This window comes from Rhodanobacter sp. Soil_C_14, assembly GCF_057657335.1.
Window position 1 is genome coordinate 210,780 of record NZ_JBDGIQ010000001.1, and the last position, 14,348, is coordinate 225,127.

At 68.1% G+C, this 14,348-nt stretch carries 15 protein-coding genes, 1 tRNA gene and 1 other RNA gene; 7 read left to right on the top strand and 10 right to left on the bottom strand.

Going from position 1 to position 14,348, the window contains the following annotated elements:
• Positions 1-84: 84 nt before the first annotated feature.
• The 6 genes from AC3A56_RS00920 (at position 85) to AC3A56_RS00945 (ending at position 5,689) form a co-directional block, all read left to right on the top strand.
• Positions 85-540 (top strand): hypothetical protein, encoded by a 456-nt coding sequence (locus tag AC3A56_RS00920; protein ID WP_204111122.1) that lies wholly within the window; start codon positions 85-87, stop codon positions 538-540.
• Positions 537-1,133 carry a Maf family protein gene (locus tag AC3A56_RS00925; protein WP_487769029.1) on the top strand — a complete coding sequence of 199 codons (597 nt, stop codon included), beginning with the start codon at positions 537-539 and terminating at the stop codon, positions 1,131-1,133. The genes AC3A56_RS00920 and AC3A56_RS00925 overlap by 4 nt, the downstream gene beginning before the upstream one ends.
• A gap of 70 nt (positions 1,134-1,203) precedes the next feature.
• Positions 1,204-2,145 carry an AAA family ATPase gene (locus tag AC3A56_RS00930; RefSeq protein ID WP_056765909.1) on the top strand — a complete coding sequence of 314 codons (942 nt, stop codon included), beginning with the start codon at positions 1,204-1,206 and terminating at the stop codon, positions 2,143-2,145.
• Entirely contained in the window at positions 2,145-3,098 is a 954-nt protein-coding gene (locus AC3A56_RS00935; RefSeq protein WP_056765907.1) for a DUF58 domain-containing protein, read from the top strand. Before AC3A56_RS00930 ends, AC3A56_RS00935 begins: the two co-directional genes overlap by 1 nt.
• Entirely contained in the window at positions 3,095-5,059 is a 1,965-nt protein-coding gene (locus AC3A56_RS00940) for a transglutaminase TgpA family protein (protein ID WP_487769030.1), read from the top strand. Before AC3A56_RS00935 ends, AC3A56_RS00940 begins: the two co-directional genes overlap by 4 nt.
• A gap of 48 nt (positions 5,060-5,107) precedes the next feature.
• Positions 5,108-5,689, top strand: coding sequence for a Slp family lipoprotein (locus AC3A56_RS00945; protein ID WP_056765904.1), 582 nt, complete (start codon positions 5,108-5,110; stop codon positions 5,687-5,689).
• A gap of 48 nt (positions 5,690-5,737) precedes the next feature.
• Here the strand turns inward: AC3A56_RS00945 and AC3A56_RS00950 are convergent, their stop codons facing one another.
• The 8 genes from AC3A56_RS00950 to AC3A56_RS00985 form a co-directional block, all read right to left on the bottom strand.
• Complete coding sequence (locus AC3A56_RS00950; protein ID WP_487769031.1) at positions 5,738-6,082, bottom strand: histidine triad nucleotide-binding protein; 345 nt, start codon at positions 6,080-6,082, stop codon at positions 5,738-5,740.
• Positions 6,083-6,106: 24 nt separating this feature from the next.
• Positions 6,107-6,706, bottom strand: coding sequence for a recombination mediator RecR (recR, locus tag AC3A56_RS00955; protein WP_007805160.1), 600 nt, complete (start codon positions 6,704-6,706; stop codon positions 6,107-6,109).
• Positions 6,707-6,814: 108 nt separating this feature from the next.
• On the bottom strand, positions 6,815-7,138 hold the full coding sequence (locus tag AC3A56_RS00960) for a YbaB/EbfC family nucleoid-associated protein (RefSeq protein ID WP_040672683.1): 324 nt from the start codon (positions 7,136-7,138) through the stop codon (positions 6,815-6,817).
• Positions 7,138-8,811: a DNA polymerase III subunit gamma/tau gene (dnaX, locus tag AC3A56_RS00965; protein ID WP_487769032.1), complete on the bottom strand. Its 1,674-nt coding sequence runs from the start codon at positions 8,809-8,811 to the stop codon at positions 7,138-7,140. The genes AC3A56_RS00960 and dnaX overlap by 1 nt, the downstream gene beginning before the upstream one ends.
• A gap of 81 nt (positions 8,812-8,892) precedes the next feature.
• An RNA gene (ffs, locus tag AC3A56_RS00970) (signal recognition particle sRNA small type) lies at positions 8,893-8,989 on the bottom strand.
• A 217-nt stretch (positions 8,990-9,206) separates the two neighbouring features.
• Positions 9,207-9,296, bottom strand: a tRNA-Ser gene (locus AC3A56_RS00975).
• Positions 9,297-9,390: 94 nt separating this feature from the next.
• Positions 9,391-10,149: an MBL fold metallo-hydrolase gene (locus tag AC3A56_RS00980; RefSeq protein WP_056765896.1), complete on the bottom strand. Its 759-nt coding sequence runs from the start codon at positions 10,147-10,149 to the stop codon at positions 9,391-9,393.
• Positions 10,146-10,877 carry a 3-deoxy-D-manno-octulosonic acid kinase gene (locus AC3A56_RS00985; protein WP_487769033.1) on the bottom strand — a complete coding sequence of 244 codons (732 nt, stop codon included), beginning with the start codon at positions 10,875-10,877 and terminating at the stop codon, positions 10,146-10,148. The genes AC3A56_RS00980 and AC3A56_RS00985 overlap by 4 nt, the downstream gene beginning before the upstream one ends.
• A 35-nt stretch (positions 10,878-10,912) precedes the next feature.
• On the opposite strand from AC3A56_RS00985, the gene AC3A56_RS00990 reads away from it, so the two are divergent.
• On the top strand, positions 10,913-11,965 hold the full coding sequence (locus AC3A56_RS00990; RefSeq protein ID WP_487769034.1) for a glycosyltransferase family 9 protein: 1,053 nt from the start codon (positions 10,913-10,915) through the stop codon (positions 11,963-11,965).
• A gap of 12 nt (positions 11,966-11,977) precedes the next feature.
• On the opposite strand, the gene AC3A56_RS00995 is transcribed toward AC3A56_RS00990, so the two are convergent.
• The gene (locus AC3A56_RS00995) at positions 11,978-12,376 is read right to left on the bottom strand and encodes a DUF6165 family protein (RefSeq protein ID WP_007805148.1); all 399 of its coding nucleotides are present in this window, start codon (positions 12,374-12,376) and stop codon (positions 11,978-11,980) included.
• Between the two features lie 25 nt (positions 12,377-12,401).
• Positions 12,402-14,348, bottom strand: a complete 1,947-nt coding sequence (locus AC3A56_RS01000; RefSeq protein WP_487769035.1) for an HAL/PAL/TAL family ammonia-lyase — start codon at positions 14,346-14,348, stop codon at positions 12,402-12,404.

A 14,348-nucleotide genomic window follows, 5' to 3' on the forward strand; every position in this document is an offset into this window, starting at 1 on the left:
CGAAATGGGTGGTCGGCGGCGCATTTTGCCTGATTTGCCCCCGATGCGGCAGACTTGCTCTCCCTGTCGCCCGAGCCGCTGCCCTTGAACTCCTACCTCACCCTGGGCCTCGTCGCGCTGCTGGTGCTGCTGGTCGGCCTTGCCGCCAGCGCGCTGCTGCTGCGGCGGCGCCAGAACCTGCGCGGCAGCAGCCTGAACAACCTGCTCGACCTGGCCGATCGCCTGGAAGCAGACCTGAAGACCTGCCGCGCCGGCCTGCAACAGGCGCATGCGGTGATGTCGCTGAACCCGGACCTGCCCGCCGCCAGCGAGCAGGAGGCCCGACATGCGGTCGACGCCGGCCTGCGCGCCCTGCTGCAGCAACGCCTGTGGATCAGGGATCGCTCGCCGCATGCCAGCCAGCAGGAACTGGATGAGGCCGCCACCTCGATGCGCGATACACGCAGCCGCCTGCAACCGCTGCTGAAGGCACTCGACCAGGCGCAGACCGATCTCGACAGCGCCATGCGCGAACATATCCGGCGCGAATCGGACCCATGATCCAGGCCGGCCCCTCACCCCGCATCGTATTGGCCTCGACCTCGCGCTACCGTGCCGAACTGCTGCGCCGGCTGCTGCCGCAGTTCGAACAGGCCGCGCCGGGAACCGACGAGGTGGCATGGCCCGGCGAAGCGCCCGGGGCACGCGCCTTGCGCCTGGCCATCGCCAAGGCCGAGGCCGTGGCTGCGCTCCATCCGGACTCGCTGGTGATCGGTTCGGACCAGGTCGCCACGCTGGACGACCGGCTGCTGGACAAGCCGGGCAACCCGCAGAATGCCTGCGCGCAGCTTGCCGCCAGCTCGGGGCGCGAGGTGGTGTTCCATACCGCGCTGTGCGTGATCGACACCCGCCAGCATCGGCAACACACCCATGTCGACCTGACCCGCGTGCGCTTCCGCCCGCTGCAGGCCGACGAAATCCTTCGTTACGTGGAACGCGAACAACCCCTGGATTGTGCCGGCAGCTTCAAGTGCGAGGGTCTCGGCATCAGCCTGTTCGAAACCATCGACAACCACGACCCCAGCGCGCTGATCGGCCTGCCCCTGATCGCACTGGCGCGCCTGCTGCGCGAAGCCGGCGTCGCCCTGCCCTGAGGCCGTCCCGGAACATCCCTGCGGGGCGGCTACACTGGCACCCGTCACGCCAGCGAAGAACCCTGCCACGATGTCCGCCATGACCCAGCCTCACGAAGAATCCCTGCAGCAGCGACTGGATGCCGCGATGGCCCAGGTCAACTTGGTGCTGCTCGGCAAGCCGCGGCAGGTGAAACTGGCCTTCGCCTGCCTGATCGCCGGCGGCCACCTGCTGCTGGAAGACGTGCCCGGCGTGGGCAAGACCACCCTGGCGCACGCCCTGGCCGCCACCTTCGCGCTGGACTTCCAGCGCGTGCAGTTCACCAGCGACCTGCTGCCTTCGGACATCCTCGGGGTCAGCGTCTACGAACGCGAGACGGCGCAGTTCCGCTTCCACCCCGGCCCGATTTTCACCGGCCTGCTGCTGGCCGACGAGATCAACCGCGCCAGTCCGAAAACGCAAAGCGCCCTGCTGGAGGCGATGGCCGAAGGCCAAGTCACCGTGGACGGCCAGACCCACGCGCTGGCGCAGCCGTTCTTCGTGGTTGCCACGCAGAACCCGCTGGATCTGAACGGCACCTTCCCGTTGCCCGATTCCCAGCTCGACCGCTTCATGCTGCGCTTGTCGCTGGACTACCCCGACGCCGCCGCCGAACGGGCCCTGCTCGGCGGCAGCGACCGGCGCGACCTGCTGGCGCAGTTGCGCCCGAAGCTGGATGCGGCGGCGCTGATCGAGCTGCATCGGCAGTCGCAGTCGATCACCGCCAGCAATGCCCTGCTCGATTATCTGCAGGCCCTGCTGAGCGCCAGCCGCCGCCATGCCGACATTCGGGTGGGGCTGTCGCCACGCGCCGGCCTCGCCCTGCTAGGCGCGGCACGGGCATGGGCCCTGCTCCACCATCGCAACCATGTGCTGCCGGAAGACCTGCAGGCGCTGTTCGTTCCGTTGGCCGCCCACCGCCTGCTGCCGGCACGTGGCGCCCATGGCGACACGCTGGCCCGGCAGTTGCTGGCCGAGGTCGCGGTGGATTGATGCGCAGCGTGATGCAACGCCTGCAACGCTGGGCCGAAGGCCGGCTGCCCGCACTCACCCGCTATCGCCGCCCGGAAAGCCTGCCGATCGAACTGCACCGGCGCCGCATCTACATCGTGCCGACCGGTTTCGGCCTGGGCTTCTCCGTGCTGCTGCTGGTGATGCTCGCCGGCGCGCTGAACTACAGCAACAACGCCGCCCTGCTGCTGACCTGCCTGCTCGGCGCCGCCAGTGCGGCGAGCATGCTGGTGGCATTCCGCAACCTCGACGGCCTGCGCCTGGCACATGTCCGCCCCGGCCACGCGGTGGCCGGCGACCCGCTCACGCTCACCCTGGAATTCGACTCCGCCCGTGCGCGCCAATCGATTCGCGTGGAGCTTGCCGACGGCACCATCGCCTTCGCGCTCGATGGTCGCAGCGGCACCGCGGTGCAACTTTCCCTGGCCACCGAAAAGCGTGGCTGGCAGGCGATGCCGCGCATGCGGGTATGGAGCAGCTGGCCGCTGGGCATGTTCCGCGCCTGGAGCTGGCTGCGACCGGAGCAGGCCGTGCTGGTGTGGCCGCGCGCGGAGGATGCCGGTCCGCCACCCCGCGCGCCGGCGGGTGATGCCCGCCACATGCGGCTGTACCGTGGCGACGAACTGGCCGCCTTGCGTGACTACCGGGTCGGCGACCCGCGCCGCCACATCGCCTGGAAAAGCAGTGCGCGCCACGAAAATCTGCTGGTCAAGGATTTCGAACAGCCGCAAAGCCGCCCGCAATGGCAGCTCGACTGGCGCCAGCTTGGCGGCATGGAGAACGAGGCGCGCATCGCCCGCCTCGCCCGCTGGGTGGACGAGGCGGAGGCGCAGCGCTGCAGCTACAGCCTGTGGCTGCCCGGCGACGAGATCGCCAGCAGCAACGGGCCGCTGCACTACGCGCGCTGCATGAACGCGCTGGCGCAATTGCCATGAGCCGCCTGCGAGCCGCCGCGCCCGTCCATCCCGTCGACGCCCGCGCTTTCGACCTGCTCAGCCTGACCCTGGCAATGGTGCTCGGCCTGCATGCCCTGCACATGCCGTGGTGGCTCGTGGCGGTGCTGGCCGTGGTGCTCGGCTGGCGCTGGTGGCAACGGCGACAACGCGCCGGTCGCGTGCCGCGCTGGCTGAAGCTGCCGATGCTGGCCTTGCTGACACTGGCGGTGTTCCTGCAGTACGGCAATGTTTTCGGCCGGGAACCCGGCACCGCGCTGGCGGTGGGCCTGCTGGTGCTGAAGCTGCTGGAGACCGAAACCATCCGCGACGCCCGGGTCGGCATCAGCTTCGCCTGCTTCGCCCTGATGGCGGCGCTGTTGTCGGGTCAGGGCATGGTCGCCACCGTAGCCGTCGCTCTCGGCCTGCTGCCTGCGCTGGCGACCTTGCGGGCACTGGAACCCGCACAGGCGACGGACAGCCTGCCGCGCTCGCTGCTGCCCGGCCTGGGGTTGATCGGCGCGGCATTGCCGCTGGCGCTGCTGGCCTTCCTGCTGGTTCCCCGACTCGACTCGCCGCTGTGGGGCGCGCCCACGCCCGACCAGGCCAGCACGGGCCTGGCCGACAGCATGTCGCCGGGCAAGTTTGCCGAGCTGATGATGGACGACAGCCCAGCCATGCGGGTGACTTTCGATGGCGACCCGCCGGCCCGCGCCCAGCGCTATTTCCGCGCCTACGTCATGGCCCGCTACGACGGCTTCACCTGGACGTTCCGCGACCTCGCCGCGCTGGCGCCGTCGAAGCTGGAAGTCGCCGGCGCCACGAGCTATCACGTCAGCCTCGTCGCCAGCCACCAGAACGTGCTGCCCACCCTGGACATGCCGATCGACCCGCCGGACGGTGCCCGCATGCGGGCCGACCGGGTGGTGGTCGCCGACAAGCCGGTCAACGACACGCTCCGCTACAGCCTGAGTTCGGCCACGCGTTATCGACTGGAACCGAAGCTGGGCCCACATCGGCGTCGCTGGCTGCAATTGCCCGACGGATTCAACCCGCGGGCGCTGGCGCTGGGACGGGAGTGGCGACAGAGTCACGGCGGCGACGACGGCGCCATCGTGCGCGCCGCGCTCGCGCTGTTCCACGACGGCGGCTTTCGCTACACGCTGGCTCCGGCACCGCTGGGGCGCAACGCCATGGACGACTTCCTGTTCGGCACCCGCGAAGGTTTCTGCGAACACTACGCCTCGTCCTTCACCGTGCTGATGCGGGCCGCCGGCATTCCAGCCCGGGTGGTCACCGGCTATCAGGGCGGATACTGGAACAAGGCCGCCAATTACCTGCTGGTGCGCAACTCCGACGCCCACGCCTGGAGCGAAGTGTGGCTGCCCGGTCGCGGCTGGGTGCGCGTCGACCCCACCGCCGCCGTGCGCCCGGAACGCGTGTCGCAAGGTGCCGCCGCCGCGGCCGGCGACCAGTTGGCCTGGTACCGCACCGACTGGCTGCAGGGTTTGCGCAACCGCTGGGACATTGTCAACCGCTGGTGGGATCAGGGCGTTATCGGGTTCGACGCCTTGCGCCAGCGCGGCCTGTTGCAGCCGTTCGGCATTCGCGATGTCGATACCGCGACACTGGGCTGGCTGCTGGCGATCAGCAGCACGCTGTTTGTCGCGATCGGCCTGGTCTGGGCCCTGCGCCGGCGACAGCCGCGTGACCCGTTGCGCGGGGCCATGCGCGAGCTGGAACGCAAGCTGGCGCGCAAGGGCATCGTGCGCCGGCGCGGCGAAGGCCCGCAGGATTACCTGCGCCGCGCTGCCGATGCATTGCCTGATCGACGCGAGGAACTGGCCGAGCTGATGAGGAGTTATCTTGAGTTGCGCTACGCCCATGCCGAACCGCCAACTGAACCATTGCGCCGCTTCATCCGGTCGGTACGGGATTTCCGTATCGCCCGCGTGGTCAAATAGCCGTCGAATCGACGGCCGTCATCGCTGCCCCCGTTTGGAGATATCCCCATGTCCCTGTACCGCCCATTGACGCTCGCCGCAGCCCTGGCCTTGCTGGCAGGCTGCGCGACGATTCCGAAACCGCTGGAAGGCACCTATGCCGACGTGTCCACCGCAAGCGCACAGCAAGGCGGCGCCGGCGGCACGCACGTGCGCTGGGGCGGCGAAATCATCAAGACCGAGCCGGGTCCCCAGCAGACCTGCTTCTACCTGCTGTCCCGCCCGCTCGACAGCCAGGCGCGCCCCACGGCCGGCAGCAACGGCGAGAATCTCGGCCGCTTCGTGGCCTGCCGCAATGGCTTCTACGATCCGGAAGTGTTCGTTCGCGGCCGCGAGCTGACCGTCACCGGCACCCTGCACGGCACGGTGTCGCAGAAGGTCGGCGAGTTCGACTACGCCTACCCGCGGGTGGAGGCCGACGTGGTCTACCTGTGGCCGAAGCGGCCGGTGGTGGTGAACTATCCGCCGGGCTTCTATGACCCGTTCTGGGGTCCCGGCTTCGGTCCGTATTGGGGCGGTTATCCGTACGGCGGTTTCTATCCGCGCCGGGTGATCGTGGTGCGCCCGCCCCCGCCGCCCCCGAAGAAATAAGCATCCAGAAAAACGCCGGCTCGCAGCCGGCGTTTTTTTGCTCCCATCTCAGCCCGGCGGCCAGTGCAGCCGGCGGCCGGCGAGCAGATGCACGTGCAGGTGGAACACGGTCTGGCCGCCATCCTCGTTGCAGTTGATCACGGTGCGATAGCCCTGCTCGGCAAAACCCTCCGACTTGGCGTAGCTCGCCGCCGCCAGTAGCAGCTTGCCGAGCAGTTCCGCATCACCCGCCACCGCATCGTTGAGCGTGGCCAGCGGCCGCTTGGGAATGAACAGCACGTGCACCGCAGCCTGTGGATTGAGGTCACGGAAGGCCAGCACCTCGTCATCCTCGTAGACGATGTCCGCCGGTATCTCGCGCCGGATGATCTTGCTGAAAATCGTGTCGCTCATGTCGGGCTCCCTCGGATCAAGGCTTCAGTCCAGCAGCTGGCGACCGCCGAAGGCGTGTGCCAGCGTGCTGCGGTCGACGTATTCCAGTTCGCCGCCCAACGGCACGCCATGCGCCAGCCGGGTCGGCCGCACGCCGCCGGCGCGGGCCAGCTGGGCCAGGTAATGCGCCGTGGCCTCGCCTTCCACGGTGGGGTTGGTGGCGATGATCAGTTCCTCGACCTCGCCTTCGCCCAGGCGCTGGCTCAGCTGCAGCAGGCCCAGCTCTTCCGGCCCCAGGCCATCGAGCGGCGACAGGCGACCCATCAGAACGAAATACTGGCCGCGAAAACCGGTGGCCTGCTCGATCGCCGCCAGATCGGTCGGCGACTCCACCACGCAAAGTACCTGGCGGTCACGAGTGGCGCTGGCGCACAGCGCGCACAACGGCTCTTCGCTGAAATTGCGGCAGCGCTCGCAATGACCGATGCGCTGCATCGCCTGTTCCATCACCGCCGCGAGTTTCAGGCCGCGATCGCGCTCACGCTCCAGCAGATGGAAGGCCATCCGTTGCGCGCTCTTGCCGCCTACCCCGGGCAGGCAGCGAAGCGCTTCGATCAGTTCGGCGAGAAGTGGGGAGCCGCTCATGCAATATCCGGGAATGGGGAATCGGGAATGGGGAATGGCAGAAGCGGAGCGAGGCGTTTCATGCTCTTGACGTTCCGATTCCCCATTCCCGATTCCCCATTCCCAGCCTCAAAACGGCATCTTGAAGCCGGCCGGCAGGTTCATGCCGGCGGTGACGCCGCCGAGCCGGTCCTTGCTGACCTGGGCCACCTTGTTCACCGCATCGTTGATCGCGGCGGCGACCAGGTCTTCGGCCATCTCGGGATCGTCGGCGAAGGTCTGCCGGTCGATCTGCACGCGGCGGACTTCGTGGGCGCCGGTCATCACCACGCTGACCAGGCCGCCGCCGGCGCTGCCGGTGACTTCCAGTTTGGCGATTTCCTCCTGCGCGCGCTTCATGTCTTCCTGCATGCGCTGGGCCTGCTGCATCAGCTGACCGATCTGTCCTCTCATCACCTGGCTCCGGATTCGTTGTCAAAGGGCTTGATGGATTGCGGCACCACGCGTGCGCCGAAATCGCGCTTCAGCGTCTGCACCAGCGGATCGTCCTCGATCGCCTGCTCGGCAGCGGCCTGTGCGCTGTTGCGTGCCTGCGCGGCGCGAGCCGCGGGGGTCTGCGCGCCGGCGGCCTGGTTCTGGCTCACGAAACGCAGCTTGATGCGCTCGCCCAGCGCGTTGCCGATGCGTTCCTCCATCTGGCTGACCATTGGCTCGACCGCCATGCTCATGTGCGCCGGTTGCAGGGCCAGCACCAGGGTCTGGCCGTCGCGTTCACGCAGGATGGCGTTCTGCGCCAGCACGCTGAACGGGCCACGCAGGCCGGCGCGCTCGATCAGCGATTCCCAATCGGGCAGGCCATCGGCGTCGCGCGTCACGGGAACAGCCGGCGCGGGCGCTGGCGCAGCAGCCACCGGAGGAGCTGAAACTTCCACTGCACGCACCGGCGCCGCGGGAGCACGCGCAGGCGCGGGCGCAGGCGGCCGCGGTGCGGCGGCTTGATTGTTCGCCGGTCGCTCGACGCGCGCCGACGGCGCGCCGTCGCCGGGACGGAACGCCAGCATGCGCAGCAGGGCCATCTCGAAACCGGTACGCGCATCCGGTGCCAGTGCGAGATCACGCCGGCCCGAGGTGGCGATCTGGTAGTACAGCTGCACGTCTTCGGGCGTGATCCGTTCGGCCAGCGACGACAGCTCGCCGTCGTCCTCGCTGGCTTCGTCGGGGCGATAGCCGGGAATCAGCTGGATCAGCTGCAGGCGGTGCAGCACGCTGGCGATATCGTCCAGCACGCCGCCGAAATCCGGCGAATACGACGCGATCTGCCGGCACTCGACCAGCAGCCGCTCGCCATCGCCGGCGGCCAGCGCATCGAGCACGCCCAGCACCTGCCCCCGCGCCACGCTGCCCAGCATCGTGCGCACGTCGTCGGCATGCAACGCACCGCCGCCGTAGGCGATCGCCTGATCCAGCAACGACAGGCCGTCACGCAGCGAACCGTCGGCGGCGCGTGCCAGCTCGCCGATCGCGCTGTCGTCGTAGCTGATGTTCTCGGCGCCCAGGATGTGCCGCATCTGGCCGGAGATCTGCTCCGGCAGCAGCCGCTTCAGGTTGAACTTCAGGCAGCGCGACAGCACCGTCACCGGCAGCTTCTGCGGGTCGGTGGTGGCAAGCAGGAACTTCACGTGCGGCGGCGGTTCTTCCAGCGTCTTCAGCAACGCGTTGAACGCGTTCTTCGACAGCATGTGCACCTCGTCGACCAGGTACACCTTGAAGCGGCCGCGCGACGGTGCGTACTGGGCGTTCTCGATCACCTCGCGCACGTCGTCCACGCCGGTGTTGCTGGCCGCGTCGATCTCCAGCAGGTCGACGAAACGGCCCTCGTCCACCGCCACGCACACCGAGCACTCGCCGCAGGGATCGGCCGACTGGCCGCGCTCGCAGTTCAGCGACTTGGCGAAGATACGCGCGATGGTGGTCTTGCCGACGCCGCGGGTGCCGGTGAACAGGTAGGCGTGGTGCATGCGGCCGGTATCAAGCGCGTTGGTCAGCGCACGCACCACGTGTTCCTGCCCGACCAGTTCGGCGAACTTGCGCGGACGCCACTTGCGGGCGAGTACTTGATAGGACATGGCTACCAACGTTGGGGCAAAGACCGATTGTGCCAAGTCGGGGCGGCCAAGTCAGTAACGGCACGCCCGAAATGGCGGCGGCCCCGCCAGCCACACCCCGGCACCCGAATCATTCGCTACCGTTGCTTCCTTCCGGACCTGGCGGAGTTTGCGAACTATCGTCGCGGGGGGACCGACGGGGCCACCATGGACGTCAAGCGATATCGCTTGGTTGTTTTGCTGTTGCGCCAGCCCGTCAAGGCTGTCGCACTACTCGAATTCTGGCGGAGAGAGCGGGATTGCTCGGCCCATCCTGGACCTCACCCCTCGCTCCGCGAGGGGCCAGCCTGCGGCTGTCCAAATTCGTTCCAGACGAATTTGTCGAACCTCAGCCTGCGTCATACGGTTTCACTCACTGGCGGAGAGAGCGGGATTCGAACCCGCGATAGGTTTTACCCTATACACACTTTCCAGGCGTGCTCCTTCAACCACTCGGACACCTCTCCGCATGGGTGAAACCGCCTCTGCCAAGCATGCGTTGCCCGACAAAGAAGCGGAAGGATAGCCGCAGGCTCGGATACAGGCAAGCGACCAGGTCGCTCAGCCAGCATCAGCGCGAGGCGCAGAAGGTGGCGCCAGCGCAACACGCTCGCCCGTGGCAGCCACACGATAACCACGGGCGGCCAGCGCTTCACCATCGGCAGCGCTGCCGTAGTGATAGAGGATCATCTGTCGACGCAGCGACGCGGGGTATTCGCGTTCGATGTCGTCGATGCCGGTGTGCGAGGGGTTGCCGACCAGGCTGCAGTCGTGAGCGATCAGCCCCGTGCCCCCGGCATGGCGCGCCAGCACCTCGGGGATCGGCCGGGTGTCGCCGGTATAGGCGAAGCAGCCGTCCAGGGCGAGTCCGTACGAGGTTCCCGGTACGTGGTGGCGGGTGGCGAACACGTCGAACCACAAGCCGTCCAGCCAGAAGCCGCGCGTGCACGGGATCAGCCGGAACGCTTCCCAGAAGTTCACGCCCCCTTCGGCCAGCACGCCGGGGTAGTCAGCCACGCGCGCCTGCAACCAGGGCATCAGGCCGGCATGCAGGAAGACGCGGGTGGTGCCGCGCAGGTGCCCGTCGAACCACAGCTTGATGAACAGTCGCTCCAGTCCGGCGACATGGTCCATGTGGGTGTGCGTGATGAAGACGGCCGACGGCAGCGCGTCGTAGGTCGCCATGTAGCGGTCCAGCGTGTCGGGGCCGCAATCGACCAGCAGCAGCGGCACGCCATCGCGCTCGAGCACCGCCGCGGAGGAGCCGAGCTCCGCCGCGTGCGCCGCGCCGACGCCGAGAAAGTTCAGATGCCAGTTCATGGATTGAGCGTACGCCCATAGCGGTACAGCAGGGGTTGCCACAGGGTTTCCTCGAACGCCGCTTCGCCCGCGGCGGCGGCGCCAAGCTTGAGCAGCGAGCGGCGCAGGCGTTGCAGGTTGGCTGTTTGCCAGCTTCCGGCGGGAATGCGCATGCGTCCGCGATCGAAGTCGATCAGGTACAGCTGCTCCGGCGTCACCAGCACATTGTGCGCATTGAGATCGGCGTGCCAGACGCCGACGCGGTGAAAGCGTGCCACCAGCGCACCGACCTCTTCGGCCAGTTCGCCGTCCATCCGCCCGCTTGCCAGGCATTCGGCCAGGGTCTGCGCGTCGGCGATGCGGCGGGTGATCAGGTCGGCGCTGTAGAACAGGCCATGCCGGCGATAGCGCGCGGCCACCACGACCGGGCCGGGCAACTCCAGCCGGGCGATCTCGGCCAGCACGCGGAATTCCGCAAACGGACGGGTGCGCGCGGCGCCCGTCCACAGGTAGCGATCGCCCATCAGCGCCGCCACCAGGCCACCGCGACGATAATGCCGCAGCACGCATTCACCGATCGGCGTGGTGATGATCGCGACGCCGCCGCGGCCACCCGACTGCGTCCGCAACGCACCGCGTTCGCCCCAGTAATCCGCGGCGAACCATTCATGCCCGACTTGTGACGACACCGTCGCGTCGAACAGAATCGCGCCTTCGGCATCGTTGTGGGTTCGTTCCTGCATCATCATGCCCGGTGAATGCCCACGATTCTAACCCAGGCCCCATGACCCCGAACCCGACACCCGCCTCGATCTGCCTGTTGCGCACCTCCGCCATCGGCGATGTCACCCACGTGGTGCCGCTGCTGCGCACACTGCAGCAGGCATGGCCGGACACGTCGCTGACGTGGATCGTGGGCAAGCTCGAACGCAAGCTGGTCGGCGATCTGCCCGGCGTGGAGTTCGTCACCTTCGACAAGGCCGCCGGCTGGGCCGGCATGCGCGCGGTGCACGCGGCGCTGCGCGGACAGCGCTTCGATGCCTTGCTGCAGATGCAGGTGGCGATGCGCTCGAACCTGCTGAGCCTGGGCATCAGCGCCGATCGCCGCGTCGGCTATGACCGAGCGCGTTCGAAGGATCTGCACGGGCTGGTCATCAACGAACGCATCCCGGCGCGCAGTAGCGAACACGTGCTTGATGCGATCGGCAGCTTTTGCGAGCCGCTCGGCCTGAAGCAGACCCGGGTGCGCTGGGATATCCCGATTCCGGACGAGGCGCATGCATGGGCCGCCGAACAGCTGCCCGGCGACGTACCCACCCTGCTGGTCAGTCCCACCTCCAGCCATGCGCTGCGCAACTGGCGGCCGGAGCGCTACGCCACGGTCATGGATCATGCCGCCACGCGGGGCTGGCGCGTGGCGCTGATCGGCGGACCTTCCGCCGGCGAACGGGCGATGGCCGATGCGGTGCTGGCGGCCTGCCGGCGCCAGCCGCTCGACCTCACCGGCAAGGACACGCTGAAGAAGCTGCTGGCGATGCTCGGCCGGGCGCAGCTGCTGCTGACGCCGGACTCCGGCCCGATGCACATGGCCAACGCGGTGGGCACGAAGGTGCTGGGCCTGCATGCCGCGAGCAATCCGGATCGATCCGGGCCGTACTCCGACCGCCGCTGGTGCGTGAACAAATACGACGAGGCGGCGCGCAAGTACCTGGGCAAGCCGGCCGGCGACCTTCCCTGGGGCAGCAAGATCGAGAAGCCCGGCGTGATGGACCTGATCAGCGTCGGCGACGTGGTCGAACGCTACGAGGCCGCGGCAAGGGAACTCGGCCTCGGCTGAAACGCCGGAGATTCAGACCGCGCGGTAATCCTGGTACGACTTTTCCTCAACCAGCTGCGAGCCGAGCTTGAGGTTGATCTCGCGCTTGAACGCGGCCCGCTCGTCGTTGCGGAAATACACGGCGCGCGCCAGCTCGATGAACTCCTGGTCGAACGCTTGCGCGCGTTCCTTCAGGCGGATCCTGTCTTCGATGTCCCATAGCAGCTCGTTCACCGCCAGCAGGCGGGCACGCTCGTCCGAGATGTCGGTTTGCGAGGCCGCATCGTTGGCCCAGGTGGCGTTGAGCAGGTCCAGTTCGTTGCGCACGTTGGCCAGCTTCGCCTCGTCGGCGATGCGACGCGACTTGATTTCGAGGATGGTGATCTTGTCGATCAGTTCGCCGTAGGACACCGGGGTCTGGATCAGGCTCATGAGATGTATTCCCTGGAAAGTCGAATCAGTGGCCGGCGCGGAACGCGCCATCCCGCACGAGTGCGCAGACCGCGCGGATGTCGCCGTCCATCGCGCGGTCGCGATGCATGAAATCGATCTGCCCGCGCAGCACCGCGTGGGCTTCGCGCACGCTGACGCCGGCGTGGAAGTCGCCCGCGCCGGCCAGTGCCGCGGCCAGTTGCTGCACCTCGGCGACGAACTGCGGGTGGTGCGGCTGGTCTTCGCGCGGCGCGTTGGCGATCTTCGCCGCCAGCGCCTGCCAGCCACCGCGCGTGGCCAGCCGGCGGGCCGCGTTGAGCATCTCCTGGCGGTAATCCAGCGCCTGCGCCGCGGTGTACAGCTCCAGCGCCAGCACGTGGCCGAGGTCTTCCATCATCTCCAGCACGTGGCGCGCCTCGTTGGCGCCCATCGAGACGTGGTCCTCGGCATTCGCGCTGGTCGGCACCGAATACACGCTGGCCGGATGCGCCCGGGTAGCCAGGTCGTTGACCAGCGCCGCCGCGGTGTACTGCACGATCATGAAACCGGAATCGGTGCCATCCTCGTTGCCGGTGAGGAAGGCCGGCAAACCATCATTCGTGGCCGGGTCGACCAGCTTGTTGAGCCGACGCTCGGAGATCGACGCCAGCACCGGGATCGCCGCCTTCACGTAGCTCATCGCCAGCGCCAGCGGCATGCCGTGAAAATGGCCGGCCGAGATCACCTGCTCCTCGATGAATTCGGCGGCGTCGTTGTCGGGGAAGATCAGCGGATTGTCGGTGACCGAGTTCAGTTCGATGTCGAATACCCGGCACGCCTGCGCCCACGCATCGCGCACCGCGCCATGCACCTGCGGCATGCAGCGCAGACTGTAGGCATCCTGCGGCTGGTGTTTCTTGCCGCCCTTGAACGGCAGGAAGCGGCTGTAGAACGCCTCGCGACCGTGGCGCTGGTTGGCCGGCACCCAATCCCAGCCGATGTCGAAACTGAGCGCCTGGTCGTCCGGTTCGCTCCACGCCTCGGCGGTCCACGACTTGAAGCGCGGCACCAGGTGATACGGAATGTCGAGCAGGGTCGAGCCGGCCAGCCGCTCGCGCACGCGCGCCGCCACGTCCACCTGGCCCGGATGCGGGCGCAGGGCGTGCACTTCCGGGCGCAGCGCGCCGCTGCGGCCGGCGAACGCGTCGAGGGTCATCGCCGCCGCCACGTCGGCCGTGTCCAGCAAGGCCTCCAGCGTGTCCAGCGCCAGCGCGCCGGTGGCCAGCATCTGCGCGGTGCCGTTGTTCAGCGCCAGGCCTTCCTTGAACGACAGGCGGATCGGCTGGAGTCCGGCGCGCTTCAGCGCCTCGCCGCCGCTCATCCGCTCGCCGCGATGGAACGCCTCGCCGCCACCCAGCAGCACGATCGCCAGGTGCGACAACGGCGCCAGGTCGCCGCTGGCGCCTACCGAACCCTTCTCCGGCACCACCGGCACCACGCCGGCATTGAGCATCGCGGTCAACGCTTCGAGCGTGCTGACGCGGATGCCCGAGTGCCCGCGCATCAAGGTGTTGATGCGGATCAGCAACATCGCCCGCACCACGTCCTCGCCAAAGGGCTTACCCACGCACACCGCGTGGGTGATGATCAGGTTGTGCTGCAGTTCCTCCATCAGCGTGCCCTCGGGCGCGCCGGCGTGGCTGGCCGGCAGCTCGTCGCGCACGCGGTGCGCGCCCAGCAGCTTGTCGGCGTTGCTGCCGAAGCCGGTGGTGACGCCGTAGGTCGGCTCCCCGCAGCTGACCTTTTCGGCGAGGAAATCCGCGGCGCGCTGCACGCGTGCGAGCTGCGCCTGATCCAGCGCCACCGAGGCCCCCTGCCGCGCCACCGCCACCAGCTGCGCACGCGTCAGGCTGCTGCCGTCGAGAAGAATCGTTTTGCTCACTGAAAAATGCTCCGCATCTGTTGCGTCATTCCCGCGAAGGCGGGAATCCAT

Coding starts and splice junctions, on each gene's coding strand:
- AC3A56_RS00925 (WP_487769029.1), top strand. CDS start 537: ATGATCCAGGCCGGCCCCTCACCCCGCATCGTATTGGCCTCGACCTCG.
- AC3A56_RS00930 (WP_056765909.1), top strand. CDS start 1,204: ATGTCCGCCATGACCCAGCCTCACGAAGAATCCCTGCAGCAGCGACTG.
- AC3A56_RS00935 (WP_056765907.1), top strand. CDS start 2,145: ATGCGCAGCGTGATGCAACGCCTGCAACGCTGGGCCGAAGGCCGGCTG.
- AC3A56_RS00940 (WP_487769030.1), top strand. CDS start 3,095: ATGAGCCGCCTGCGAGCCGCCGCGCCCGTCCATCCCGTCGACGCCCGC.
- AC3A56_RS00945 (WP_056765904.1), top strand. CDS start 5,108: ATGTCCCTGTACCGCCCATTGACGCTCGCCGCAGCCCTGGCCTTGCTG.
- AC3A56_RS00950 (WP_487769031.1), bottom strand. CDS start 6,082: ATGAGCGACACGATTTTCAGCAAGATCATCCGGCGCGAGATACCGGCG.
- recR (WP_007805160.1), bottom strand. CDS start 6,706: ATGAGCGGCTCCCCACTTCTCGCCGAACTGATCGAAGCGCTTCGCTGC.
- AC3A56_RS00960 (WP_040672683.1), bottom strand. CDS start 7,138: ATGAGAGGACAGATCGGTCAGCTGATGCAGCAGGCCCAGCGCATGCAG.
- dnaX (WP_487769032.1), bottom strand. CDS start 8,811: ATGTCCTATCAAGTACTCGCCCGCAAGTGGCGTCCGCGCAAGTTCGCC.
- AC3A56_RS00980 (WP_056765896.1), bottom strand. CDS start 10,149: ATGAACTGGCATCTGAACTTTCTCGGCGTCGGCGCGGCGCACGCGGCG.
- AC3A56_RS00985 (WP_487769033.1), bottom strand. CDS start 10,877: ATGATGATGCAGGAACGAACCCACAACGATGCCGAAGGCGCGATTCTG.
- AC3A56_RS00990 (WP_487769034.1), top strand. CDS start 10,913: ATGACCCCGAACCCGACACCCGCCTCGATCTGCCTGTTGCGCACCTCC.
- AC3A56_RS00995 (WP_007805148.1), bottom strand. CDS start 12,376: ATGAGCCTGATCCAGACCCCGGTGTCCTACGGCGAACTGATCGACAAG.
- AC3A56_RS01000 (WP_487769035.1), bottom strand. CDS start 14,348: ATGGATTCCCGCCTTCGCGGGAATGACGCAACAGATGCGGAGCATTTT.